Raw genomic sequence first — 17,899 nt, forward strand, 5'->3', positions numbered from 1 at the left:
AATAATAGGAACAAAAAAACGGCTCCGGGAATAGTCCGAGGCCGTTTGATAGGTTCATTCTGTCCTGACCCCCTCTTCTTTCCCTCGACGAGATAGCGCAACTTGACAGACCGGGAAGTCTATCAAGACAGTCCTGCAGCTATTAACTGCAGACCCAGCAGATTACAGTGAGCCTGTAACCCGCTTCGGCGACATTTCCTTCTTCCCGGCCTCTTCGCTTGCTCAAGCTCCGCCGGAAACTGTTAAATACCGCGCCTCTACCTCACCAATCAAGAAGTGAGGTCTTATTCAATTGTTTGTAGGATACAATATCAGCTCTATTCTGTCAAACTAACATCCGGTGGGAATTGAAGGAATAGATCCGTTTATTGCTTGTCCATTTTTGATGAAAATGTTCATTTTTTCACGGACTCCCTGTAAAGGCTCCTGTTATATTCAAGGTAAGGACAAAGATCAGAACGGGCGCGTCTTGTTTGGACTACCGTATCTTTCCTTCATCTCAAGCCGAATGGAGAACATTTATGGACCGATCAACTGCGAAAATCGTAATTTTGGGCGGATACGGCACCACGGGCCAAATGGTCGCCGAACTGCTTCTGCGGCATACTTCCGTTCAGCTCGTTCTAGCCGGAAGAAACCGGCAGAAGGCGGATGCGGCGGCGGCGGAACTGAACCTCAGGTTTGGAGGAACCCGGGTAACCGGACGGTTTGCCGATGCCGCCGATTCGGACTCGCTGAAATTGCTTTTTGATGACGCGAATCTGGCAGTCGTTGCCTCCAGCTCGTCTCAGCATGCCCGGGAAGTTGCCATTTCGGCCATGGAGACGGAAACGGATGTTTTGGATATCCAATATTCCGCGCACAAGATGCAGGTTTTGCGCAGCCTCGAGCCGCAAATTAAGGACGCGGGCCGCTGTTTCATCACCGACGGCGGCTTTCATCCGGGCTTGGCCGCTGTGCTCGTGCACGCCGCCGCGGCGCAATTCGACGCGCTGGAGACCGCTAACGTCGGGAGCGTCATCAAGATCGATTGGCCCCGCCTCCAGCTCGGCGAAGCTACGGTCCAGGAGCTTGCCGCCGAGCTGAAAGATTTCGATACGACCTATTTTACGCAAGGACAATGGAAAAAAGGCGGCTTGCGCCGCTTCGATTTCGGCCCGCCTTTTGGCAAATCTTTTTGTTCCGCCATGATGCTGGAGGAAATGCGGCTGCTGCCCGATCGTTACCCCGGCTTGAAGGATACCGGTTTTTTCGTGGGCGGATTCAATCCCTTCGTCGATTGGGTCGTCATGCCCCTGGGGATGGTCGCGTTCAAGCTGTTTCCCAACCGATCGCTCCGTTCCGTAAGCAGGCTGATGGGCTGGGGATTGGTCAAATTCAGCAAGCCGCCGTATGGCACCATCCTCAAAGTGGAAGCTTCGGGAACCAAAAACGGACACGTCCAAACGCTGGAGATGACCGTATACCACGAAGACGGCTACTGGCTTACGGCCATCCCCGTCGTAGCCTGCCTGCTGCAGTATCTGGACGGCTCCATACGGCGGAGCGGCCTGTGGACGCAGGCCAATCTGGTCCAGCCCGATCGATTGCTGAAGGATATGCAAAAGATGGGGGTCGTCCTGCACCCTCGATGAAAACGGCGGCCCGATCCCGGGCGAAGGGATCGGGCCGCATTTCATTTACTCGATCGTAATGGAGTTCATTCCCGGCTTATCTTTGGCGGAGCCGGCATTTTCCCGCTCGGCCAGCAGCAGCCGCGCCGTTTCGCCCACCACGCTGAGCAGTTCCGTCTCCCTGGTTTTCAGGGTCTGTTTTACGGGCTCAGGCAGCGTTTCGATGATTTGATCGGCCAGCCGAAACTTGAGTTTGATCAACTCCTGCAGCAGCTCCTTATCCATGGTTTTCGCCTCCAAACCGGATTTTCAACGTATCCTCCTCGAATTTGGCCCCTTGAATGTTCAGGTTCAGCAGCGTTCGCGGCAACGTGATGTTTCTTTTGACGCTTCCGGCGCGAATGATCAGCTCCTCCCCTTTCTGGTTCAACGCCAGCTCTTTTTTCTCCGCGAAAGGCATGTAGATGGACAACGTGTAGACTCCGTCTTCTTTGTTGACCTGGTGCGTGCGGGCGCTGTATTGGATGATTACCGGATCCACGTCCTCAAACGTCGCCTCGGCCATCCGGGCCAACATCTCCAATCCGACGACTTCGCGTTCGAACAACGGCGCTTCGTACACCGGCACGGGCGAGAAGCTGTCGAAGACCATTTCCTTGTATTTGGCTTGAACCTCTTTCCAGCCTTGAAAATAGTCGTCGGTAATTTGCTGCGGAAACACTTTGTTGATCACGATGGCATCCACGTTGTAGTCGTAAATGTTGAGATAGGTGAAGCTGCGCTGCGCCTCTTTGATCACCATCTTCTCCAGGTTCACCACGATGCGGATGCTCGTAATCTCCCGGTCGGACAGGATCCGCCGCATTTCGTCCAGTTGGTTATAAATGTGCTCCAGCTCGGACATGACGCCGTCCGAAGGCAACGGAACGCCGAGCAACGGTTCCACGACCGGCTTCACGAGTTTTACCGCCTTGCGTTTGATCGGGAACAGCTTCTCCATCCACCAGCGCAGCAGTTCGGGAAAGCTGAGCAAAGCGAGTGTTTCGCCGGTAGGGGCGCAATCGATGATGATGACGTCAAACGTCTTATCTTTGTAATATTGCAAAATTCGCAGCAGGCTGAGCAGGTCCTCCATCCCGGGGAACACGGTCAGCTCCTCGGTCGTGATATCCTTGACCGTCTTGGCCGTCAGCAGGGCGGTCAGATATTTTTGCACTTTTCCCCAGCTTTTCTCCACCTCGTGAATCGTATCGATTTCCTGCGCCCACAGGTTTTCGCGAATTTGCACCGGTTCGTTCGACAGTTTGACGTCGAGGGAGTCCCCGAGGCTATGAGCCGGGTCGGTGCTGACTACCAGCGTCTTCCGGCCTCTTTGCGCACTGCTTAATGCCGTCGCCGCAGCGACGCTGGTTTTTCCGACTCCGCCTTTTCCGGTATATAACAGGATTCTCATGAATACATGCCTCCATTTCATTTCGTTTTACGAATATTTCGTATATCGAAATATCGTTTAAAAGAAAAACCTGTTCGTTCAAACAGGCAGTAGTTATTCGATTTCGATTTTGGTGAGGGATCCGGCCGTTTGGCCTTCATTATCCATGGCCGACTCGGAAGCCTTTTTGCCCAGGTTATCCAGCACCTTCAAGAAGATATGGACCAGAAGCCGTTGCTCCTCCTCGCTTAGTCCCTGCACGATCAGATCGGTAAACCGCCGGAGCGTCCCCTTCAACTCCTCGGATAGCGACGTCCCTTTGCCGGTCAGCCGAATCGTCACGATTCGCCGGTCGGATTCGCTTTTCACCCGAACGATATAGCCGTTCTTCACCAGTCGTTCGATCACGCCCGTTGCGGTGCTCATCGGCACGTTCATCGAGGACGCCAGCTGGCTCATCGTAATGTCGCCGTGTTTCTCCACGAGCAGCAGGGCGAAGAGTTCCGCTTTGGAAAACTGCATATCGAGCGCAAGCCATTCCTCCGGATAAAAGATCTTCTTGAAATTATCCAGCACCAAGTCAAACAAGCTGTCAGCCAAAAGTTGATACCCTCCTCGAATATTTCGCGCGCCGAAATATTATGCCTTTATCATAACTTCGCGGGATTGCATTGTCAATAACGTCGGCCGCTCCCCAAAAAATTCGGAATTGGGAGAGCGAACGCCGATAAACGTCACTGCCAGCCGGCCCTGCCGATGTTATTCTCTTCTCAATTTAACCGGCTTTGGGGAGGGGTGTTATGGCAATGGAACCGGAAGTCGTTACCTATACGCTGCAGGCGAACGGTCCGGGAACGGAAGCCTACTACCGCGACGTCTCGCGGTTTGCGGACGAAGTTCTTGAAAAGGCCGGCGCGGAGTCCGGCATTCCCGGGTTTGCCCGGTACGCCGAGCAGCGGGGGATGGAGCCCGTGGACGATCGAATCTGCGTGCTTGAATTCCTGATGATCGGCGTGTTCTGGAGAAGCTACGGAAACCGCCAGGCCCCTTTTCCCCTGTCGGCGGCCGGTCCGTTGCTGCCCCGGTTATATGCCTGGAAAAGCAAAGGTCCCCGCGCCAAACTGGCCGTCGACTTCCTGAAAGGCTGCTTGAACATGGCGCAGCTCGGGAAAAGACGGGGAGCGGAGCCTCGCGTTCATGTCCGCGGCTTCGGCAAGCTGGTCCGCTGGCTGCAGGCCACCGGCGAATTCGGGCCGGAGAGCCGCAGGTTGGCCGTATGGCTGGCGTTTCTGCGAACCCGGCCCGAGTCCGAGAGCCGGAGCCTGCTGCTGCGGGCCATTCGCTTCGCCGGCTGGTTCGAGCAGAGAAGCCAATGCGTGCTCGGGAGCTACACACCGCGGGTTGATGCTTACATTGAAACCTGGCGAGACGCTTTGCGATGGAAGGAAAACCTGATGTTCTGCACGCGCGGAAGGGTGGAATACCATATGAACATGGTCGGTGCGGAACTGATGAATCGGGCTTTCCGCAAACGTTTTTTGCACACGAAGGAAAAAAAGGTCCTGCTTCCCATCTGCATGAGGTTAAAAGGCGAGGCTTCGTGCAGGGCCGTCCGGACGGATGACGGATGGGTCTGCCAAGGCTGCGCAAAGGACTGCCAGGTCAACCGCATCGCGGCCTTGGGGCGCGAGTCCGGATTCTCCGCGCTGCTGATCCCCCACGCTTCGACCGCATTCGATCGCCGCAACGCCGCAGCCGCAGCGGGTGAAGTCGGCATCATCGGCGTGGCCTGCGTGCTGAACCTGATCTCCGGCGGCTACCGGGCGAAGGAGCTCGGCTTCGAGCCCCAATGCGTGCTCCTGAATTATGCCGGCTGCCTCAAGCATTGGCATCCCGAAGGAATCGTTACATCGATCGAGTTTGACCGGTTGAAGCGATTGCTGCAGGCTTCTCCGTAACCCGCCTACCCGAATTTCATGCGGCATTTCCTCCCGGCCGCCTTGCCAAACTCAGCCGTTTGACAAGGCGGCCGGTTTCCTTTAATATCTGATTAAACAATCATAAAATTAGATACTTATTTAATTAGTTATCCGTGAGGTGATTCAACGATGTTGGAGGAGCAACAAACGAAAATGAAGGAAAAGGTGCTGCGAAACTTTTTTGCGGAGGACGGGAGGTTAAAGTATTTGCCGGCCCAGCTCAAGAAGAAGCTGATCGTCCTGGAGCATCTGGCCTCGGGTCTGGAATCCGGCCGGAGCTATGCGGAATCCGAAATCAACGCCTATCTGAAGCGGTTTGACGAGGATTACGCCACGATCCGCCGGGAATTTATCATCTACGGGTTCATGAGCCGGGAGAACGAGATCTATTGGCTGAACCCGCCGCAGGAACGGACGAAATGGGACTTGCTGAAATAGGGGCGGGCTGCGACGTTTTTTTCCCGAAAGAATGGGAATAAAAAATAGGGTACACCTATACTAAGGGGGACTCCCTGATGAAGTTGACGCCGGAACAGCGCATCCAGCTGCATGAATTCAACAATTTGACCAAAACGTTAAGCTTCAATATGTACGACATTTGCTATACCCGGTCCAAAGAGGAACGCGAAGCTTATATCGCTTACATCGACGACCAGTATAATTCCGACCGCCTGACGAAAATTCTCAGTACCGTCTCCGAAATTATCGGCGCTCATATTTTGAATATCGCCAACCAGGATTACGTTCCCCAGGGAGCCAGCGTGACCATGCTTATCTCTGAGGGCCCCGTTGTGGAGGTGCCGACCGAATCGTTCGACGAATCGCCGGGGCCGCTTCCCGATTCCGTCGTGATGCAGCTCGACAAAAGCCATATCACCGTGCACACGTATCCCGAATACGATCCGCATGAAAGCATCAGCACGTTCCGGGCCGATATCGACGTATCCACCTGCGGGGAAATTTCGCCGCTCAAGGCGCTGAATTACCTGATCCATTCCTTCGAGGCGGACATCATGACGATCGATTACCGCGTTCGCGGGTTCACCCGGGACATCAACGGTCATAAGCTGTTCATCGACCACGATATCAGTTCGATCCAGAACTACATCCCCGACGAAGTGATCGAACAGTATCAGATGATCGACGTCAATGTGTATCAGGAGCATATTTTTCATACGAAATGCAAGCTGAAGCAATTCGATCTCAACAACTATTTGTTCGGATACACGAAAGATGCGCTGACCCCCGTGGAGCAAAAGGATATTACGGCGATGCTGGTCACGGAAATGGACGAGATTTTCTACGGTAAAAATATCGCCTCCGGGTCGCTGGAAGACGCGGAGTAACGTAACAGCCTTTGGCCGGGAACGGCCGAGGGCTGTTGTTATTGACACCGGAGGCGGGTTGCCGCATTCATATTGCATTTCGTACAACAAATTTGCCAAGCTAAGCCCTGGCAGCGCGAGAATGTTGTACGTTGTTGTACAACATTCTCAAGCACTACCTTAAGTTTACGTAGAAAATGTTGCATCAAATACAACATTTTCGAGTTCCCCGCTACGTTAGGCCACGATGACAGCTATCTAAGCATTGCCAAAGGCGTTCAATAAGCCAGCCCCGGTGCACTTATGCGAGAAGCCGGCTTTGCTGATCCATGCCGACCGTCGGCTCATCCAGGATCAGCGCCTTAGGCTGTCGGCCAGAACCCGGGAGGTGCAGATGCGCTGCTTCTGCCCCTCCCCCGACAAATCGCCGATTTTGCGATACCGGTATTCCCACATGCCAACCTGCTTCAGGCTGTTTTCCACCCGTTGCCGTGCTCCTCGCCAAACCGTATTTACCCGCATATCCGATACCTGCTTCTTTACAGGTTGAACTGATGATTCGTATGGAGGCGGGCTTCTTCAGCTCACTCCGTCTTTGCCGGCTCCTCCGCCGGAATCCACGGCAGCGGGTTAGGGAATGAAGCCCAGTCCATCGCCATTTCTTCTTCGTTCAATAAGCAGGCATCCAGCTTGCGCTCGATTTCGGCGCGGTCCATCCCGATCCCGATGAACACCAGCTCGTTGATCCGGTCGCCCCAGGTATCGTGCCATTTGCGCCGCAGTTCCGGCTCTCCCGCGAAAATCTCCTCCCGCTGCGCATCCGGCAACGACGCCAGCCAATAGCCCGCCGGGCCGAACTGGATCGACGGTCCCGCCTGGCTCAAGCTAGCCGCCACGTCGGCATCCGCCGCAATCCAGGCCAGCCCTTTGGCCCGCACGATCTCCTCCGGCCAGTCGCTCATAAACCCGGCCAAACGCTCCGGGTGAAACGGCCTAATCCTCCGGTATACGAACGAGCCGATGCCGTATTCCTCCGTCTCCGGCGTATGGGACTCCTGTTCCAGCTCCTTGATCCAGCCGGCCGACAGGCTGGCTTTTTCGAAGTCGAACAGTCCGGTATTGAGGATCTCCTCCGGTTCCACGCGGCCGCCGGTGGTCCGGATGAATTTGGCCGTCGGCTGCAGCTTGCGCAAGACGCCCTCCAGCTCGTTCAGCTCCTCATCATCGACCAAATCGCATTTATTCAGAACCAGCACGTCGCAGGTTTCGATTTGATCGATCAGCAGATCGACGACGTCGCGCGTATCCCCTTCTCCCGACTGCTGCCCGCGTTCCAGCAGCGTTTCGCCGGAGGAGAAGTCATGCCAGAAACGATAGGCATCCACGACCGTAACCAGGCAATCCAGCTTGGCCACCGCCGTTAAATCGATCCCCGTCTCCTCGTCCGCGTAAGTAAACGTTTGGGCGATCGGCACCGGTTCGCTGATGCCGGTCGATTCAATCAATATGTAATCAAATCGCCCCTCCGCCGCCAGCTTTTGCACTTCCTTGAGCAAATCGTCGCGCAGCGTGCAGCAGATGCAGCCGTTAGACAGCTCTACCAGCCTCTCCTCCGTCCGCGACAGGTTTCCCCCGGCGTTCACTAGATCCGCATCAATGTTGATTTCGCTCATGTCATTGACGATAACCGCCACCTTCATCCCTTTGCGGTTGCTCAAAATATGGTTTAACAGCGTCGTTTTGCCCGATCCCAAATAACCGCAAAGCACCGTAACCGGGATAGGCCGCACCTGGTTGCCATTCACTTTTCGATGATCCCCTTTCTTAAGAGCGGAGCGCCTCCAATGCAGCATCGCTCGATTATTCGTAAACATTACGATTAAAAGTTCATACTATATCCTCTCCCGCCCGGCTTTGTCAACCGGGAAAATCATAATCGCCGGAATCTATCGAAACGGTTCTGAATCGCTTTGGAAAATAATAGGTATGATTATGATTTAGCCAAGCTGTCGGTCTCTTGCCGGCTTGCCGGTCGGCCGGCCCGCAATTCGCCGTCCATCCGTCTACCATGAAGTCAACATTTTCATTCATTCGCCTGAAGGAGATTCCCATGAACAAAATGGCCATCACCCGCCTGCTCCCGATCCTGGTGCCCGCCGCTTTTGCGCTGGCCTGCCTGACGGTCCTGTATCCGTCCCTGATCCGTCAGGTGCCGTTAGACGAGGTTCAGACCTTCAAAACGAGCTTCATCGGCATTTTGCTGGAGGCGCTGCCCTTCGTCCTGATCGGAGCCCTGCTCTCCTCGCTGCTGCACCTGTTCGTGTCCGAAGAAACGCTGCGCCGCTGGATGCCGAAACACCCCGTTCCCGGCATTCTCTTTGCCTGCCTGCTCGGCCTGATTTTCCCGGTGTGCGAATGCGGTATGATTCCGCTCATTCGCCGGATGATCCAGAAAGGCATGCCCGTTTATATCGCCGTCGTGTTTATTTTGTCGGGACCGATTCTGAACCCGGTCGTATTCAGCGCGACCTACATGGCTTTCCGCATGTATCCCGAAATGGTGTACGCCCGGATGGGACTGGCTTTTGCGGTTTCCGCCGCGATCGGTGCGATCGTGTATCTTGCCTGGAAGGACGACCCGCTGAAGCACTCCTTTGCCCGGGGCGTAAATGAAGATGGACCGCTGCATCCCCCGGCGCATGGCGGCAGCAAGCTGGTTGCCGTATTTGTGCATGCCGCCGACGAAGTGTTCGAGATGGGCAAATACTTGCTGGCCGGCTGCATCCTGACCGCCGGGATCCAATCCTTCGTGGCCAAGGAGAATCTCGCGGAAATCGGCGGCGGCTCCGTCAGCGCCTATCTGTTTATGATGGGCTTCGCTTTCGTGCTGTCGCTTTGCTCCACGTCCGACGCCTTTGTCGCTTCCACCTTTTTGCAGACGTTCTCCGGCGGCTCGCTGCTCGCTTTTCTCGTATTCGGGCCGATGCTGGATTTCAAAAACGCGCTGATGCTGCTGGCCGTCTTCCGCGCCAAATTCGTCCTGTTCCTCGCCTTTCTCATTAGCACGATCGTATTTACGGGCGCCGTGCTGGTAGACATGTTAGGGTTATAAGTGAAACCCAATAATCATTTCGATCCAAGGAGGTGTCCGGCCGTATGAATCATCCCCGCGTCATTCGGGCGCACTATTTCGTCAGGTCGCTGGTTCTGCTTGGATTTGCCTTGTTCATCGCCCATCTGACGAGCTCCGGATCTCTTCATTATTATATTGCTCCGCGCATGGAGCCCTTGGTCCGGTACAGCCCTATTCCGCTGGCCGTCATGGCGATTTGCCTGGCATACCAGGCCCTGTTCCAAAGCTCGACCGCCCTTTGCGATTGCGAACGCCCGCTGTCCGTATCGAGCTGGAAAAACGGCGTCGTATACGGCCTGTTCCTGTTCCCCCTGCTGCTGGGCACGCTGCTCCCCGATCAGGCGATGGGCAGCAGCGCCGCCGCCAAGAAAGGCATGAGCCTCTCCTCCCCCCTGCTCGCAGCGGAGCAGCTGGAGGAGATATTCAAGGCCCCCGATCCGTACAACGCCGAATTCGCCGAGCTGGCAAAGCGTCTTTACCCGGAGGAAATCATCGAGGTAAGACCGGAGATATTCTCGGAAACGATCGGGGCGATCGAGCTGTTCCAGGACCGGTTCCGCGGCAAAAAAGTCAAGCTGAGCGGGTTCGTGTATCAAGAACCCGGGGCTGCTGCCGATGCGCACGAGTTTATTCTGGGCCGTTTCCTCGTTCTATGCTGTACGGCGGATTCCGCGCCGTTCGGTATCGTGATCACGTCGGGTCAGCCGCTGGGACGGCTCGCCAAGGACGCCTGGCTGGAGGTGGAAGGAACGATCGAACCGCAAACCCGCGAAGGGAAGCAGATCATTACGGTGAAGGCCGAGAACATCCGGGAAATAGCTCGTCCGGATACGCCGTATGTCTACCCTAGCGGGGATTCCGTCGAGGCATGGGACAATTCGTCCGGAAGGTAACGGGGGAAAAGGTCCGGGCGGGGCTAACGGAACGCAACTGGGCGGAGAGCCTGCCGAACGATCAGCGGACGAACGCGTCGATGCCGTCCTCCGCAGGCGTTGCGGCACCCGTCCTAACGATCTCCACATACACCCGGTTCGGTACGCAAATGATCGTTTCGCTCGGCCGAGAGATGAACCCCATCTGCATGGAGATCTTTTTCGGGCAATCGGCGTAAACCATTTGAATGCCCTGATCGAACACTTTCAGTGTGTTGTGGCCGTACCCCGTCCGAATATCGATCGTTTGCTCTCCACTGTCCAGGGGCACGCTCTGGTACAGCTCGCCGTCCACCTTGATTTCGGCGCGAAGCGTCGCGGGATCGAACGTCTGACGGTTTTCCGTGAAATGGCGAAAGATGAGCCACGCCGAACCGACCAGCACTAATATCGCAATCAGCAGCACATCGCCGCGTTTGAGCTTTAACATTCGTCTCTCCTTCTATTTCTAGCGAATTAAACGTAACTGTTACGAATAAACATATCTTAAGAACTTCCCTTTCCTTTGTCAATGACCTTTCCGAAAGGAGCTTGCCGGATGAACCCTATAGTAAAAATACCGGTGGTGATCCTCAGCGGTTTTTTGGGCAGCGGCAAAACGACCCTGCTGTTGAAGCTGCTGGAAGAAACCGCCTTGCGCGGGCTGAAGCCGGGCGTATTGATGAATGAACTCGGCCGGCTCGACATCGACGGCGAGTTGATCTCGCGCTCCTCCTCCATCCGTTTTCCGATGGAAAAGCTGCTGGACGGCTGCATCTGCTGCACCAAAAAAGACGAAATCCAGGAAGCCCTCGGCAACCTGCTGCGACAACGGCCCGATTTGCTGCTGCTCGAGCTGACCGGCGTTGCCAATCCGGAGGAAATCGCCGAGCAGTTGGCCGAGCCGGAGTTGATCTCCCGGGTTTACCTCTACCGCGTCATCACCCTGGTGGATGCCGAGCATGCGCTGGAATACAACAGCATTTTCGCTTCCGACAAACAGCTCGTCCGGACGTTGCGCTGCCAGTTGACCACGGCCGACGACCTGATCATCAATAAAACCGATCTTGTCCCTCCCGCCCACAGCGGGAAAGTGACGGAGATGATCCGCAAATACAATTCCGAGGGAAGAATTCATTATGCCGTCAACGCCAATATACCGCTCTCGCCTTTGTTTGCGGCCGTTCAACCGGCGGCGCGGCCCTTACCCGTCCCCGCATCGCCTGCGAGCCCGTTGTCTGCCAAGGGGAATCGTTCCCCGTTCCGGGTTATCCCGACGCATCGCCACGGGCCGGACAACCCGGCCGACTCCGGCGTGGCCCCTACCTCGTTCAGCCGGATCAACACGATCAGCTTGCCGATCACGGAGCCCCTCCGCCTGCCGGCCGCCAAACTGGAGCGCTTCATCAAGAAATGGGGCTCCGGGCTGCTTCGCGCCAAGGGATACGTCCGTTTCGCCCGTCCGGAGCCGGCGTATCTCGTGCAATACGCCGGCAAACGCTTCAACTGGGAGCCGACGGCCTACAGCGGCCCGTATTATCTCGTGCTCATCGGCTACGGCCTGCCGGAGCGGGCAATCGCCGAGGAGTGGGCCTTGCTCGTATGACCGATGTCGCATCAACCCCTAATCTTTTCCAAGTATAATGATCATGATAGGTCAAATTCGGTTATGAATCGGAGGGGCAGATCATGAGCACACTCATTGTTTATGCAGGAAAGTACGGTTGTACGGAAAAATGCGTTCAAACCTTGGCCGCGCAGATCAAAGACCCGGTGGAAATCGTCAATTTGCGCCGGGATGCCGTTCCCGACCTGAGCGCGTTCGATAGCGTGATCGTCGGCGGCTCCATCTACTTCGGCCAGTTCCAGAAAGCTTGCCAGCAATTTTGCCGCGACCGCCTTAGCGAATTAAAGTTAAAAAAGCTCGGATTGTTCATTTGCTGCGGCAACTTCGAGAATACCGAGCAATTCCTGGCTGCCGCTTTTCCGGCGGAGCTGCTGGAGCATGCCGCCGCCAAAGCCGGGTTCGGCGGAGAGCTTAGCATGGACCAAATGAGCCCGCTCGATCGGTTCGTCACCAAAATGATAACGCGCGCATCCCTGAAAGAAGGAAAACCGCTCCCGTCGATCCGCTGGGATGCCATCGGGCAATTTTCGGAAACGATCAACCGGCAAGTGGTTTAGAGGCTGCCGGCAAACGAAAAAAACGGGCTGTTCCCAAGACCGCATGAGTGGTAAAGGGAACAGCCCGTTTGGGGCTGCACTGCTTATTTCTGGTTTTGGCTGACGATCAGGTCCACGAGAATATCCAGCTGTTTCTCCAGGTTCAGCCCGTCTACCATCCAGAACTCTTTATAGTTCAGCAGATAAACGTGGTTATTCTTCACCGCTGGAATGTTCTTCCAGACCGGTCCGTTCATGACTTCCTGCGCGCGTTCCGCTCCGCCGTCCGGCTCATATACCGTCACGAACATGTGGTCCGCCGCGTAATCGGGCAGTACCTCCAGCGAGATATCGGCCCCCGCACCCGGGAATACCTCTTTCTCGATCTTATCCTGCGGCTTCAGTCCGAACATTTCGTACAAATTGTAGCCGGCATCCCGGGTTTTCGGCCATACCCAGAAATTTTTGGCCCAGATCGAATAGGTGCCCACCGTTTCGCCCGGTCCGATGACCGTGCTCAGCTTGACCTTGGCTTCCTCGGCCTTTTGCTTGTAGCGGGCGATGAATTCTTCGGCCTGCTGCTCGCGGCCCAGCATTTCGCCAAGCGTCTTCACCTCTTCCAGCGGGTCGATGCCTTCCCAACCGGAGGTGGCCAGCGTAACGACCGGCCCGATTTTCTTCAGTTGGTCGACGATATCGGCCGGCAGGTACGTCGGAACGATGATCAGGTCGGGCTGAAGCTCCAGTACCTTCTCGACGGACACGTCGCCGACGTTCTCCACGCCCTCCAGCTCTTTCTCCAGCAGCACCGAATTTTCCAGGGCCAGCGAACCGGCGCCGATCGGCTTCACGCCCAAAGCAAGCAAATCGCCCAAATGCGTGATCGATACGATCCGCTGTGGATCGGTAGGGATGGTAATCTCTTCCCCTTTAAAATCCTTGTAAACCTTCGTTGCGGCTTGTCCTTCGGCGGTATTCTCCGTCCCGTTCCCGGCCTGCGCATTGCCTGCCGCTGAATCGTTCGCAGCTGCGTCATTTGCCGTATTCGCGGCGTTGCCGCCGTTTTGCCCGCCGCAAGCAGCGAGGACGATTGTCATTAACAGGACCGTCGCCAAGGCGAAAAAGCGGTATTTGAAAGTCTTCATTCTCTGTGTTCCCCCATTTTTCATTGATAATGATTATCATTATACATAGAGAGGGATAATTAATCAATCATGCGCGCGCAAAAAAATGCGCAAAAAAGCGGGGCCCCTCCCCGGCATCTTAGGATGCCACAGGAAAGCCCCGCTAATCAGAGACGCAAGCTTAAGCGCCGCAAGTCAATACGGCAGCATTATTTTCTCTCGATCGTGATCCAGCCATCGGCATCGGCGTATACCGTTGCTCCGAGCGACTCCGCCAGGAAACGGAGCGGTACGTAGGTCGTTCCGTTCTTATCCACGAATACCGGCCCGCTCAACTGAACGGATACGCCGCCTACTGTTGCTTGCTTGGAGCCCGCCTTCAATACGATTTGCTTCCCGGTCAGATCATCGGTGACGACAAGCTGGCCGGAGCCTTTGGTCCACTTCACGTCCGCATCCATCTCTTCGGACAAATAGCGAAGCGGCACATAGGTCGTGTTGTTTTTGGTCACTACTTCGTAATAATCGCTTTGCGTATCGAGTACCAGCTGTTTGTAGCCAAGCTGCATATCTTCTTTGAGCAATGTATACAGCGGGGTTACCGCCTCGAAATTGCGCAGCAATTGCCCTGGCGTTGGCTGACCGTCGCTCACGTCCAGGACCCCCGCGCTCGTGTCCACTTTGTCCGCGGCAACCGCTCCGCCGATATTCCACATTTCGCTTTCGCTATGCATTTTTACCGCCGAAATCGGAAGATCCTCGGACGCCGGCAAGGCAACATTCAGATCCATCGTTTGCTTGCGGATGTTCAATTTGCCATCGAAATAGAGGTCCAGCTTTAGCACGGTTTCCTTACCGAACACCGTAGCCAGCTCCGGCGTATCGGCCAGCAGGGAAGCCACCTCTTGATCGTAAGCGCCGAGCACCTCGTCGAGGCCGCTCTTCAGCTCGGCGTAAAGCTCATCCACGGCCTGCTGCTTCGATTCCTGCAGCAATTCGGGCGTGAGTTCCGCGTCATCCTCTACATCCTCCATAGCATTGAAGTAAGGGGACAGCAGGTCATAATAACCGCCGATCAAATCTTTAAGCCCTTGCTCATCCTTCGCCGCGCTCGCAAGGAACGGCTTGATCAGCCCGAACAGCTCGTCGCCGCGGATTTCCGCATGCAGGTTCGTCAGGCTAAGCGATTCGCCGCTCACCTTCTCCTGGGTCTGCTTTACGGTAAGCACCGACGGGTTCGGGAAATGCTTGAGGATGAATTCCGCGGCCTTGACCGTCAGATCCTGGGCCCCCTGCTCCAAACCGGTCACATCGGGAATGCCCGGAATCGGCGGTTGTTGGGATATGTACAGCGGCTGTTTCGCGCCTTCCACCTGCAGTGCGATGCCCTGTTCATCCATGGACATCAGGAAAGGCAGCTTATCGCCTTGAAACCCGACCGAGCCTTTTACGGAGATGTTTTTGCTGTCTTGCACTTTCGCGCTGTCGATGTTGAACGATAACGAATTGATCAGTTCGATCGCGCTTTTGTCCTCCTCGGACAGATTCCCCGCCGCCGGAACAACTTCGACGGTGACGGTTTGCTTCGATTCGCTGGAGGCCGGCTTCATACTGCCGGCAAGCGCCTTGCCGACGTCGAAGCCGCCGACCGCCTGACATCCGGTGAGCGCCACCAGAAGCAGGACCATAGGTATTGCTAACCATTTGATTTTTCGCATAAATACCCTCCTTTGAGTTAATCTATTCCATTATCGGTTAGATCACATATTTTGTGAACTATAAGAAGCTTGATTTTCGACAAAAACCACCACTTTTTTCTTCTCCCGCCCTCTTTCTATATGATAAAAATATGCTATAATGAAATTTGTGCCTGATGTCCTTGCGACGAGGCTACTCAATTGAAGAAGATCCATGCCCATTCCCGGAGAAGGCCGGAATAAGCATGGGAGAGGTTCGCGAACTCCCTCTATAAAAAACTACAAACGCCCTGCCTTATAGGAGGGGGGTTCTTTTGCCGTTCGTACGTCCTGTGCGCCAAATGCATGGAGGTTACGCGAAGGCCGGGAACATCCGCCGTCCAGAGGGGCTTGTTTTTTTATGACCAGTTCAAGAACTCTCTTTCTTCTAAGCATGAGCCGGAAAACGCCAGTTTCCCGCTTGACAATCCAAGAAGACGGAGGGTTTTTTTATGCTCAAAAACGAAAAAGCGGTCGTCGTGTTCAGCGGCGGCCAAGACAGCACTACCTGCCTGTTCTGGGCCATGGAACGGTTCGGCGAGGTCGAAGCGGTGACGTTCGATTACGGCCAGCGCCACCGGCTGGAGATCGAATGCGCCCGTTCGATCACGCAAGAGCTGGGCATCAAACACACCGTGCTCGATATGAGCCTGCTCGGCCAATTGACGCAAAACGCCTTGACCCGCAGCGACATTGCCATCGAACAACAGGAAGGCGAGCTGCCCAGCACGTTCGTCGACGGGCGCAACCACCTGTTCCTCAGCTTTGCGGCCGTGCTGGCCAAAGGCGTCTCCGCCAAGCATATCGTCACCGGCGTATGCGAAACCGACTTCAGCGGGTATCCCGATTGCCGGGACGTGTTCGTCAAATCGCTGAACGTCACGCTGAATTTGGCCATGGATTACGAGTTCGTGATCCATACCCCGCTGATGTGGATCGACAAGGCGGAAACGTGGAAGCTGGCCGACAAACTCGGAGCTTTTGATTTTGTCCGGGAACGCACGCTCACCTGCTACAACGGGATCATCGGCGACGGCTGCGGCGAATGTCCGGCCTGCAAGCTGAGAAAAGCCGGATTGGATAAATACCTGGCGGAACGTCGGGAGGCGGAAACCCAATGAACCGGACCCCAGGGGAATTTCGGATCGTCGAATCGCTGCAGAAGCTGGGCACGGACATTCGCGAAGACCAGCTGCGTTACCATCGACGCCGGGTGTTGGTCAGCAAGGAATTTACTTTTGACGCCGCCCATCACCTTCATGCTTATGAGGGCAAATGCAAAAACTTGCACGGCCATACGTACAAAGTCGTGTTCGGGGTCAGCGGGCGGCCGGACGAAACCGGCATGACCGTCGATTTCGGCACGATCAAGGATATCTGGAAACAGGAAATCGAAGGTTACCTCGACCACCGTTATCTGAACGAAACGCTGCCGCCGATGAACACGACCGCGGAGAATATGGTCGTCTGGCTGTTCGAGAAGATGGAGGCCGCGCTGCAATCCGAGGCTTACCGCCATGCCGAGCTGGAAGGACGGACCGAATTCGTTCGCCTCTACGAAACGCCGACCAGCTATGCCGAAGCGAGACGGGAGTGGATGATCGATGAGTAGTATGGCGAAACAGGAAGTCCTCCGGCAGGAAGCGCCTGCCCGCGAAACCCGCGAGTTGCCGATCCCCGTATTGGAGATCTTCGGGCCGACCGTTCAAGGCGAAGGCATGGTCATCGGGCAAAAAACGATGTTCGTCCGCACCGCCGGCTGCGATTACCGCTGCGCCTGGTGCGACTCCGCCTTCACGTGGGACGGCAGCGCCAAGGATGCGATCCGTCGGTTGACGCCGGCGGAGATCCTCGGCGAGCTGCGGGCCGTCGGCGGAGACCGCTTCGCCCACGTCACCCTCTCCGGCGGCAATCCTGCCCTCCTGCCGCAGCTGGCCGGCCTGGTGGAGCTGCTGCAGGCCGAGGGCATTGCCGTCGCCGTAGAAACCCAAGGCTCGCGCTGGCAGGATTGGCTGGCCGCCGTCGAGCAGGTCACGCTGTCGCCGAAACCGCCCAGCTCGGGCATGGAGACCGACTGGGACGTACTGGACGACATCGTCGGCAAGCTGGCCGTCCGGCCCTACCCGCTCGCCGTTAGCCTTAAGGTCGTCGTGTTCGACGATGCCGATCTCGCTTACGCCAAACGGGTGCATACCCGCTATCCCGAGATAGCGATGTACCTCCAGGTGGGCAACCCGGACGTTAAGCGAATGGACATTGAGGAACATGCCTCGGACCTGCTGCGCCGATATGAAACGCTGATCGATAAAGTGATCGCCACGCCGGAACTGAACAACGTCCGCGTGCTGCCGCAGCTGCACGCCCTCGTCTGGGGCAACAAACGAGGCGTATAAAGGTAGTTCACAAAGTCATCTTTCGATCACGATGCAGAATTCATGGAGCTTAATCGGCGTCGAATCTTGAATTCGGCCGGGCCTTCCGTT

General features: G+C 55.9%; 18 protein-coding genes, 1 pseudogene and 2 riboswitches. Of the genes and pseudogenes, 11 read left to right on the top strand and 8 right to left on the bottom strand.

Features of this window, described 5'->3' with window-relative positions; genetic code table 11:
* Positions 1-85: 85 nt before the first annotated feature.
* Positions 86-268: riboswitch (Lysine riboswitch) on the bottom strand.
* 253 nt (positions 269-521) lie between these two features.
* Positions 522-1,634 (top strand): saccharopine dehydrogenase family protein, encoded by a 1,113-nt coding sequence (locus ACQ4N8_RS16000; protein ID WP_430705356.1) that lies wholly within the window; start codon positions 522-524, stop codon positions 1,632-1,634.
* 45 nt (positions 1,635-1,679) lie between these two features.
* Here the strand turns inward: ACQ4N8_RS16000 and ACQ4N8_RS16005 are convergent, their stop codons facing one another.
* From ACQ4N8_RS16005 to ACQ4N8_RS16015, 3 genes are all read right to left on the bottom strand, one after another.
* Entirely contained in the window at positions 1,680-1,898 is a 219-nt protein-coding gene (locus ACQ4N8_RS16005; RefSeq protein WP_430705357.1) for a hypothetical protein, read from the bottom strand.
* Entirely contained in the window at positions 1,891-3,066 is a 1,176-nt protein-coding gene (locus ACQ4N8_RS16010) for an ArsA family ATPase (protein ID WP_430705358.1), read from the bottom strand. The genes ACQ4N8_RS16005 and ACQ4N8_RS16010 overlap by 8 nt, the downstream gene beginning before the upstream one ends.
* A 93-nt stretch (positions 3,067-3,159) precedes the next feature.
* The gene (locus ACQ4N8_RS16015; RefSeq protein WP_430705359.1) at positions 3,160-3,645 is read right to left on the bottom strand and encodes a MarR family winged helix-turn-helix transcriptional regulator; all 486 of its coding nucleotides are present in this window, start codon (positions 3,643-3,645) and stop codon (positions 3,160-3,162) included.
* A gap of 200 nt (positions 3,646-3,845) precedes the next feature.
* Here ACQ4N8_RS16015 and ACQ4N8_RS16020 point away from each other — a divergent pair, with 200 nt between their 5' ends.
* The 3 genes from ACQ4N8_RS16020 to speD all read left to right on the top strand — a co-directional run bounded on the left by ACQ4N8_RS16020 (position 3,846) and on the right by speD (position 6,370).
* Positions 3,846-5,003, top strand: coding sequence for a DUF116 domain-containing protein (locus tag ACQ4N8_RS16020; protein ID WP_430705360.1), 1,158 nt, complete (start codon positions 3,846-3,848; stop codon positions 5,001-5,003).
* A 150-nt stretch (positions 5,004-5,153) separates the two neighbouring features.
* Positions 5,154-5,462: a DUF2087 domain-containing protein gene (locus ACQ4N8_RS16025; protein ID WP_430705361.1), complete on the top strand. Its 309-nt coding sequence runs from the start codon at positions 5,154-5,156 to the stop codon at positions 5,460-5,462.
* A gap of 77 nt (positions 5,463-5,539) precedes the next feature.
* Positions 5,540-6,370, top strand: coding sequence for an adenosylmethionine decarboxylase (speD, locus tag ACQ4N8_RS16030; RefSeq protein WP_430705362.1), 831 nt, complete (start codon positions 5,540-5,542; stop codon positions 6,368-6,370).
* Between the two features lie 292 nt (positions 6,371-6,662).
* Here speD and ACQ4N8_RS16035 read toward each other — a convergent pair.
* A pseudogene (locus ACQ4N8_RS16035) lies at positions 6,663-6,832 on the bottom strand (ATP-binding cassette domain-containing protein); the annotation flags it as partial.
* A 101-nt stretch (positions 6,833-6,933) separates the two neighbouring features.
* Positions 6,934-8,154 (bottom strand): GTP-binding protein, encoded by a 1,221-nt coding sequence (locus ACQ4N8_RS16040; RefSeq protein WP_430705363.1) that lies wholly within the window; start codon positions 8,152-8,154, stop codon positions 6,934-6,936.
* A gap of 305 nt (positions 8,155-8,459) precedes the next feature.
* Here ACQ4N8_RS16040 and ACQ4N8_RS16045 point away from each other — a divergent pair, with 305 nt between their 5' ends.
* On the top strand, positions 8,460-9,461 hold the full coding sequence (locus tag ACQ4N8_RS16045) for a permease (protein WP_430705364.1): 1,002 nt from the start codon (positions 8,460-8,462) through the stop codon (positions 9,459-9,461).
* A gap of 44 nt (positions 9,462-9,505) precedes the next feature.
* Entirely contained in the window at positions 9,506-10,375 is an 870-nt protein-coding gene (locus ACQ4N8_RS16050; RefSeq protein WP_430705365.1) for a TIGR03943 family putative permease subunit, read from the top strand.
* 61 nt (positions 10,376-10,436) lie between these two features.
* On the opposite strand, the gene ACQ4N8_RS16055 is transcribed toward ACQ4N8_RS16050, so the two are convergent.
* Positions 10,437-10,844 carry a NusG domain II-containing protein gene (locus tag ACQ4N8_RS16055; protein ID WP_430705366.1) on the bottom strand — a complete coding sequence of 136 codons (408 nt, stop codon included), beginning with the start codon at positions 10,842-10,844 and terminating at the stop codon, positions 10,437-10,439.
* 108 nt (positions 10,845-10,952) lie between these two features.
* On the opposite strand from ACQ4N8_RS16055, the gene ACQ4N8_RS16060 reads away from it, so the two are divergent.
* Positions 10,953-11,999, top strand: coding sequence for a CobW family GTP-binding protein (locus tag ACQ4N8_RS16060; RefSeq protein ID WP_430705367.1), 1,047 nt, complete (start codon positions 10,953-10,955; stop codon positions 11,997-11,999).
* An 83-nt stretch (positions 12,000-12,082) separates the two neighbouring features.
* A complete protein-coding gene (locus tag ACQ4N8_RS16065; RefSeq protein ID WP_430705368.1) occupies positions 12,083-12,577 on the top strand; it encodes a flavodoxin domain-containing protein in 495 nt (164 codons plus the stop codon).
* An 83-nt stretch (positions 12,578-12,660) separates the two neighbouring features.
* On the opposite strand, the gene ACQ4N8_RS16070 is transcribed toward ACQ4N8_RS16065, so the two are convergent.
* Positions 12,661-13,701, bottom strand: coding sequence for an ABC transporter substrate-binding protein (locus tag ACQ4N8_RS16070; RefSeq protein WP_430705369.1), 1,041 nt, complete (start codon positions 13,699-13,701; stop codon positions 12,661-12,663).
* A gap of 188 nt (positions 13,702-13,889) precedes the next feature.
* Positions 13,890-15,398: a copper amine oxidase N-terminal domain-containing protein gene (locus ACQ4N8_RS16075; RefSeq protein WP_430705370.1), complete on the bottom strand. Its 1,509-nt coding sequence runs from the start codon at positions 15,396-15,398 to the stop codon at positions 13,890-13,892.
* Positions 15,399-15,622: 224 nt separating this feature from the next.
* A riboswitch (PreQ1 riboswitch) is annotated at positions 15,623-15,666 on the top strand.
* 202 nt (positions 15,667-15,868) lie between these two features.
* Between ACQ4N8_RS16075 and queC the strand changes: the two genes are divergently transcribed.
* Genes queC through queE form a run of 3 tightly spaced genes read left to right on the top strand, consistent with a single transcriptional unit; the run spans position 15,869 to position 17,809 of the window.
* Entirely contained in the window at positions 15,869-16,537 is a 669-nt protein-coding gene (gene queC, locus ACQ4N8_RS16080) for a 7-cyano-7-deazaguanine synthase QueC (RefSeq protein WP_430705371.1), read from the top strand.
* A complete protein-coding gene (queD, locus tag ACQ4N8_RS16085; protein ID WP_430705372.1) occupies positions 16,534-17,028 on the top strand; it encodes a 6-carboxytetrahydropterin synthase QueD in 495 nt (164 codons plus the stop codon). The genes queC and queD overlap by 4 nt, the downstream gene beginning before the upstream one ends.
* Position 17,029: 1 nt before the next feature.
* Positions 17,030-17,809 (top strand): 7-carboxy-7-deazaguanine synthase QueE, encoded by a 780-nt coding sequence (queE, locus tag ACQ4N8_RS16090; RefSeq protein WP_430705376.1) that lies wholly within the window; start codon positions 17,030-17,032, stop codon positions 17,807-17,809.
* The last annotated feature ends 90 nt before the right edge of the window (positions 17,810-17,899 follow it).

It is taken from the genome of Paenibacillus macerans (assembly GCF_050565405.1).
Lineage (GTDB): Bacteria > Bacillota > Bacilli > Paenibacillales > Paenibacillaceae > Fontibacillus > Fontibacillus macerans_B.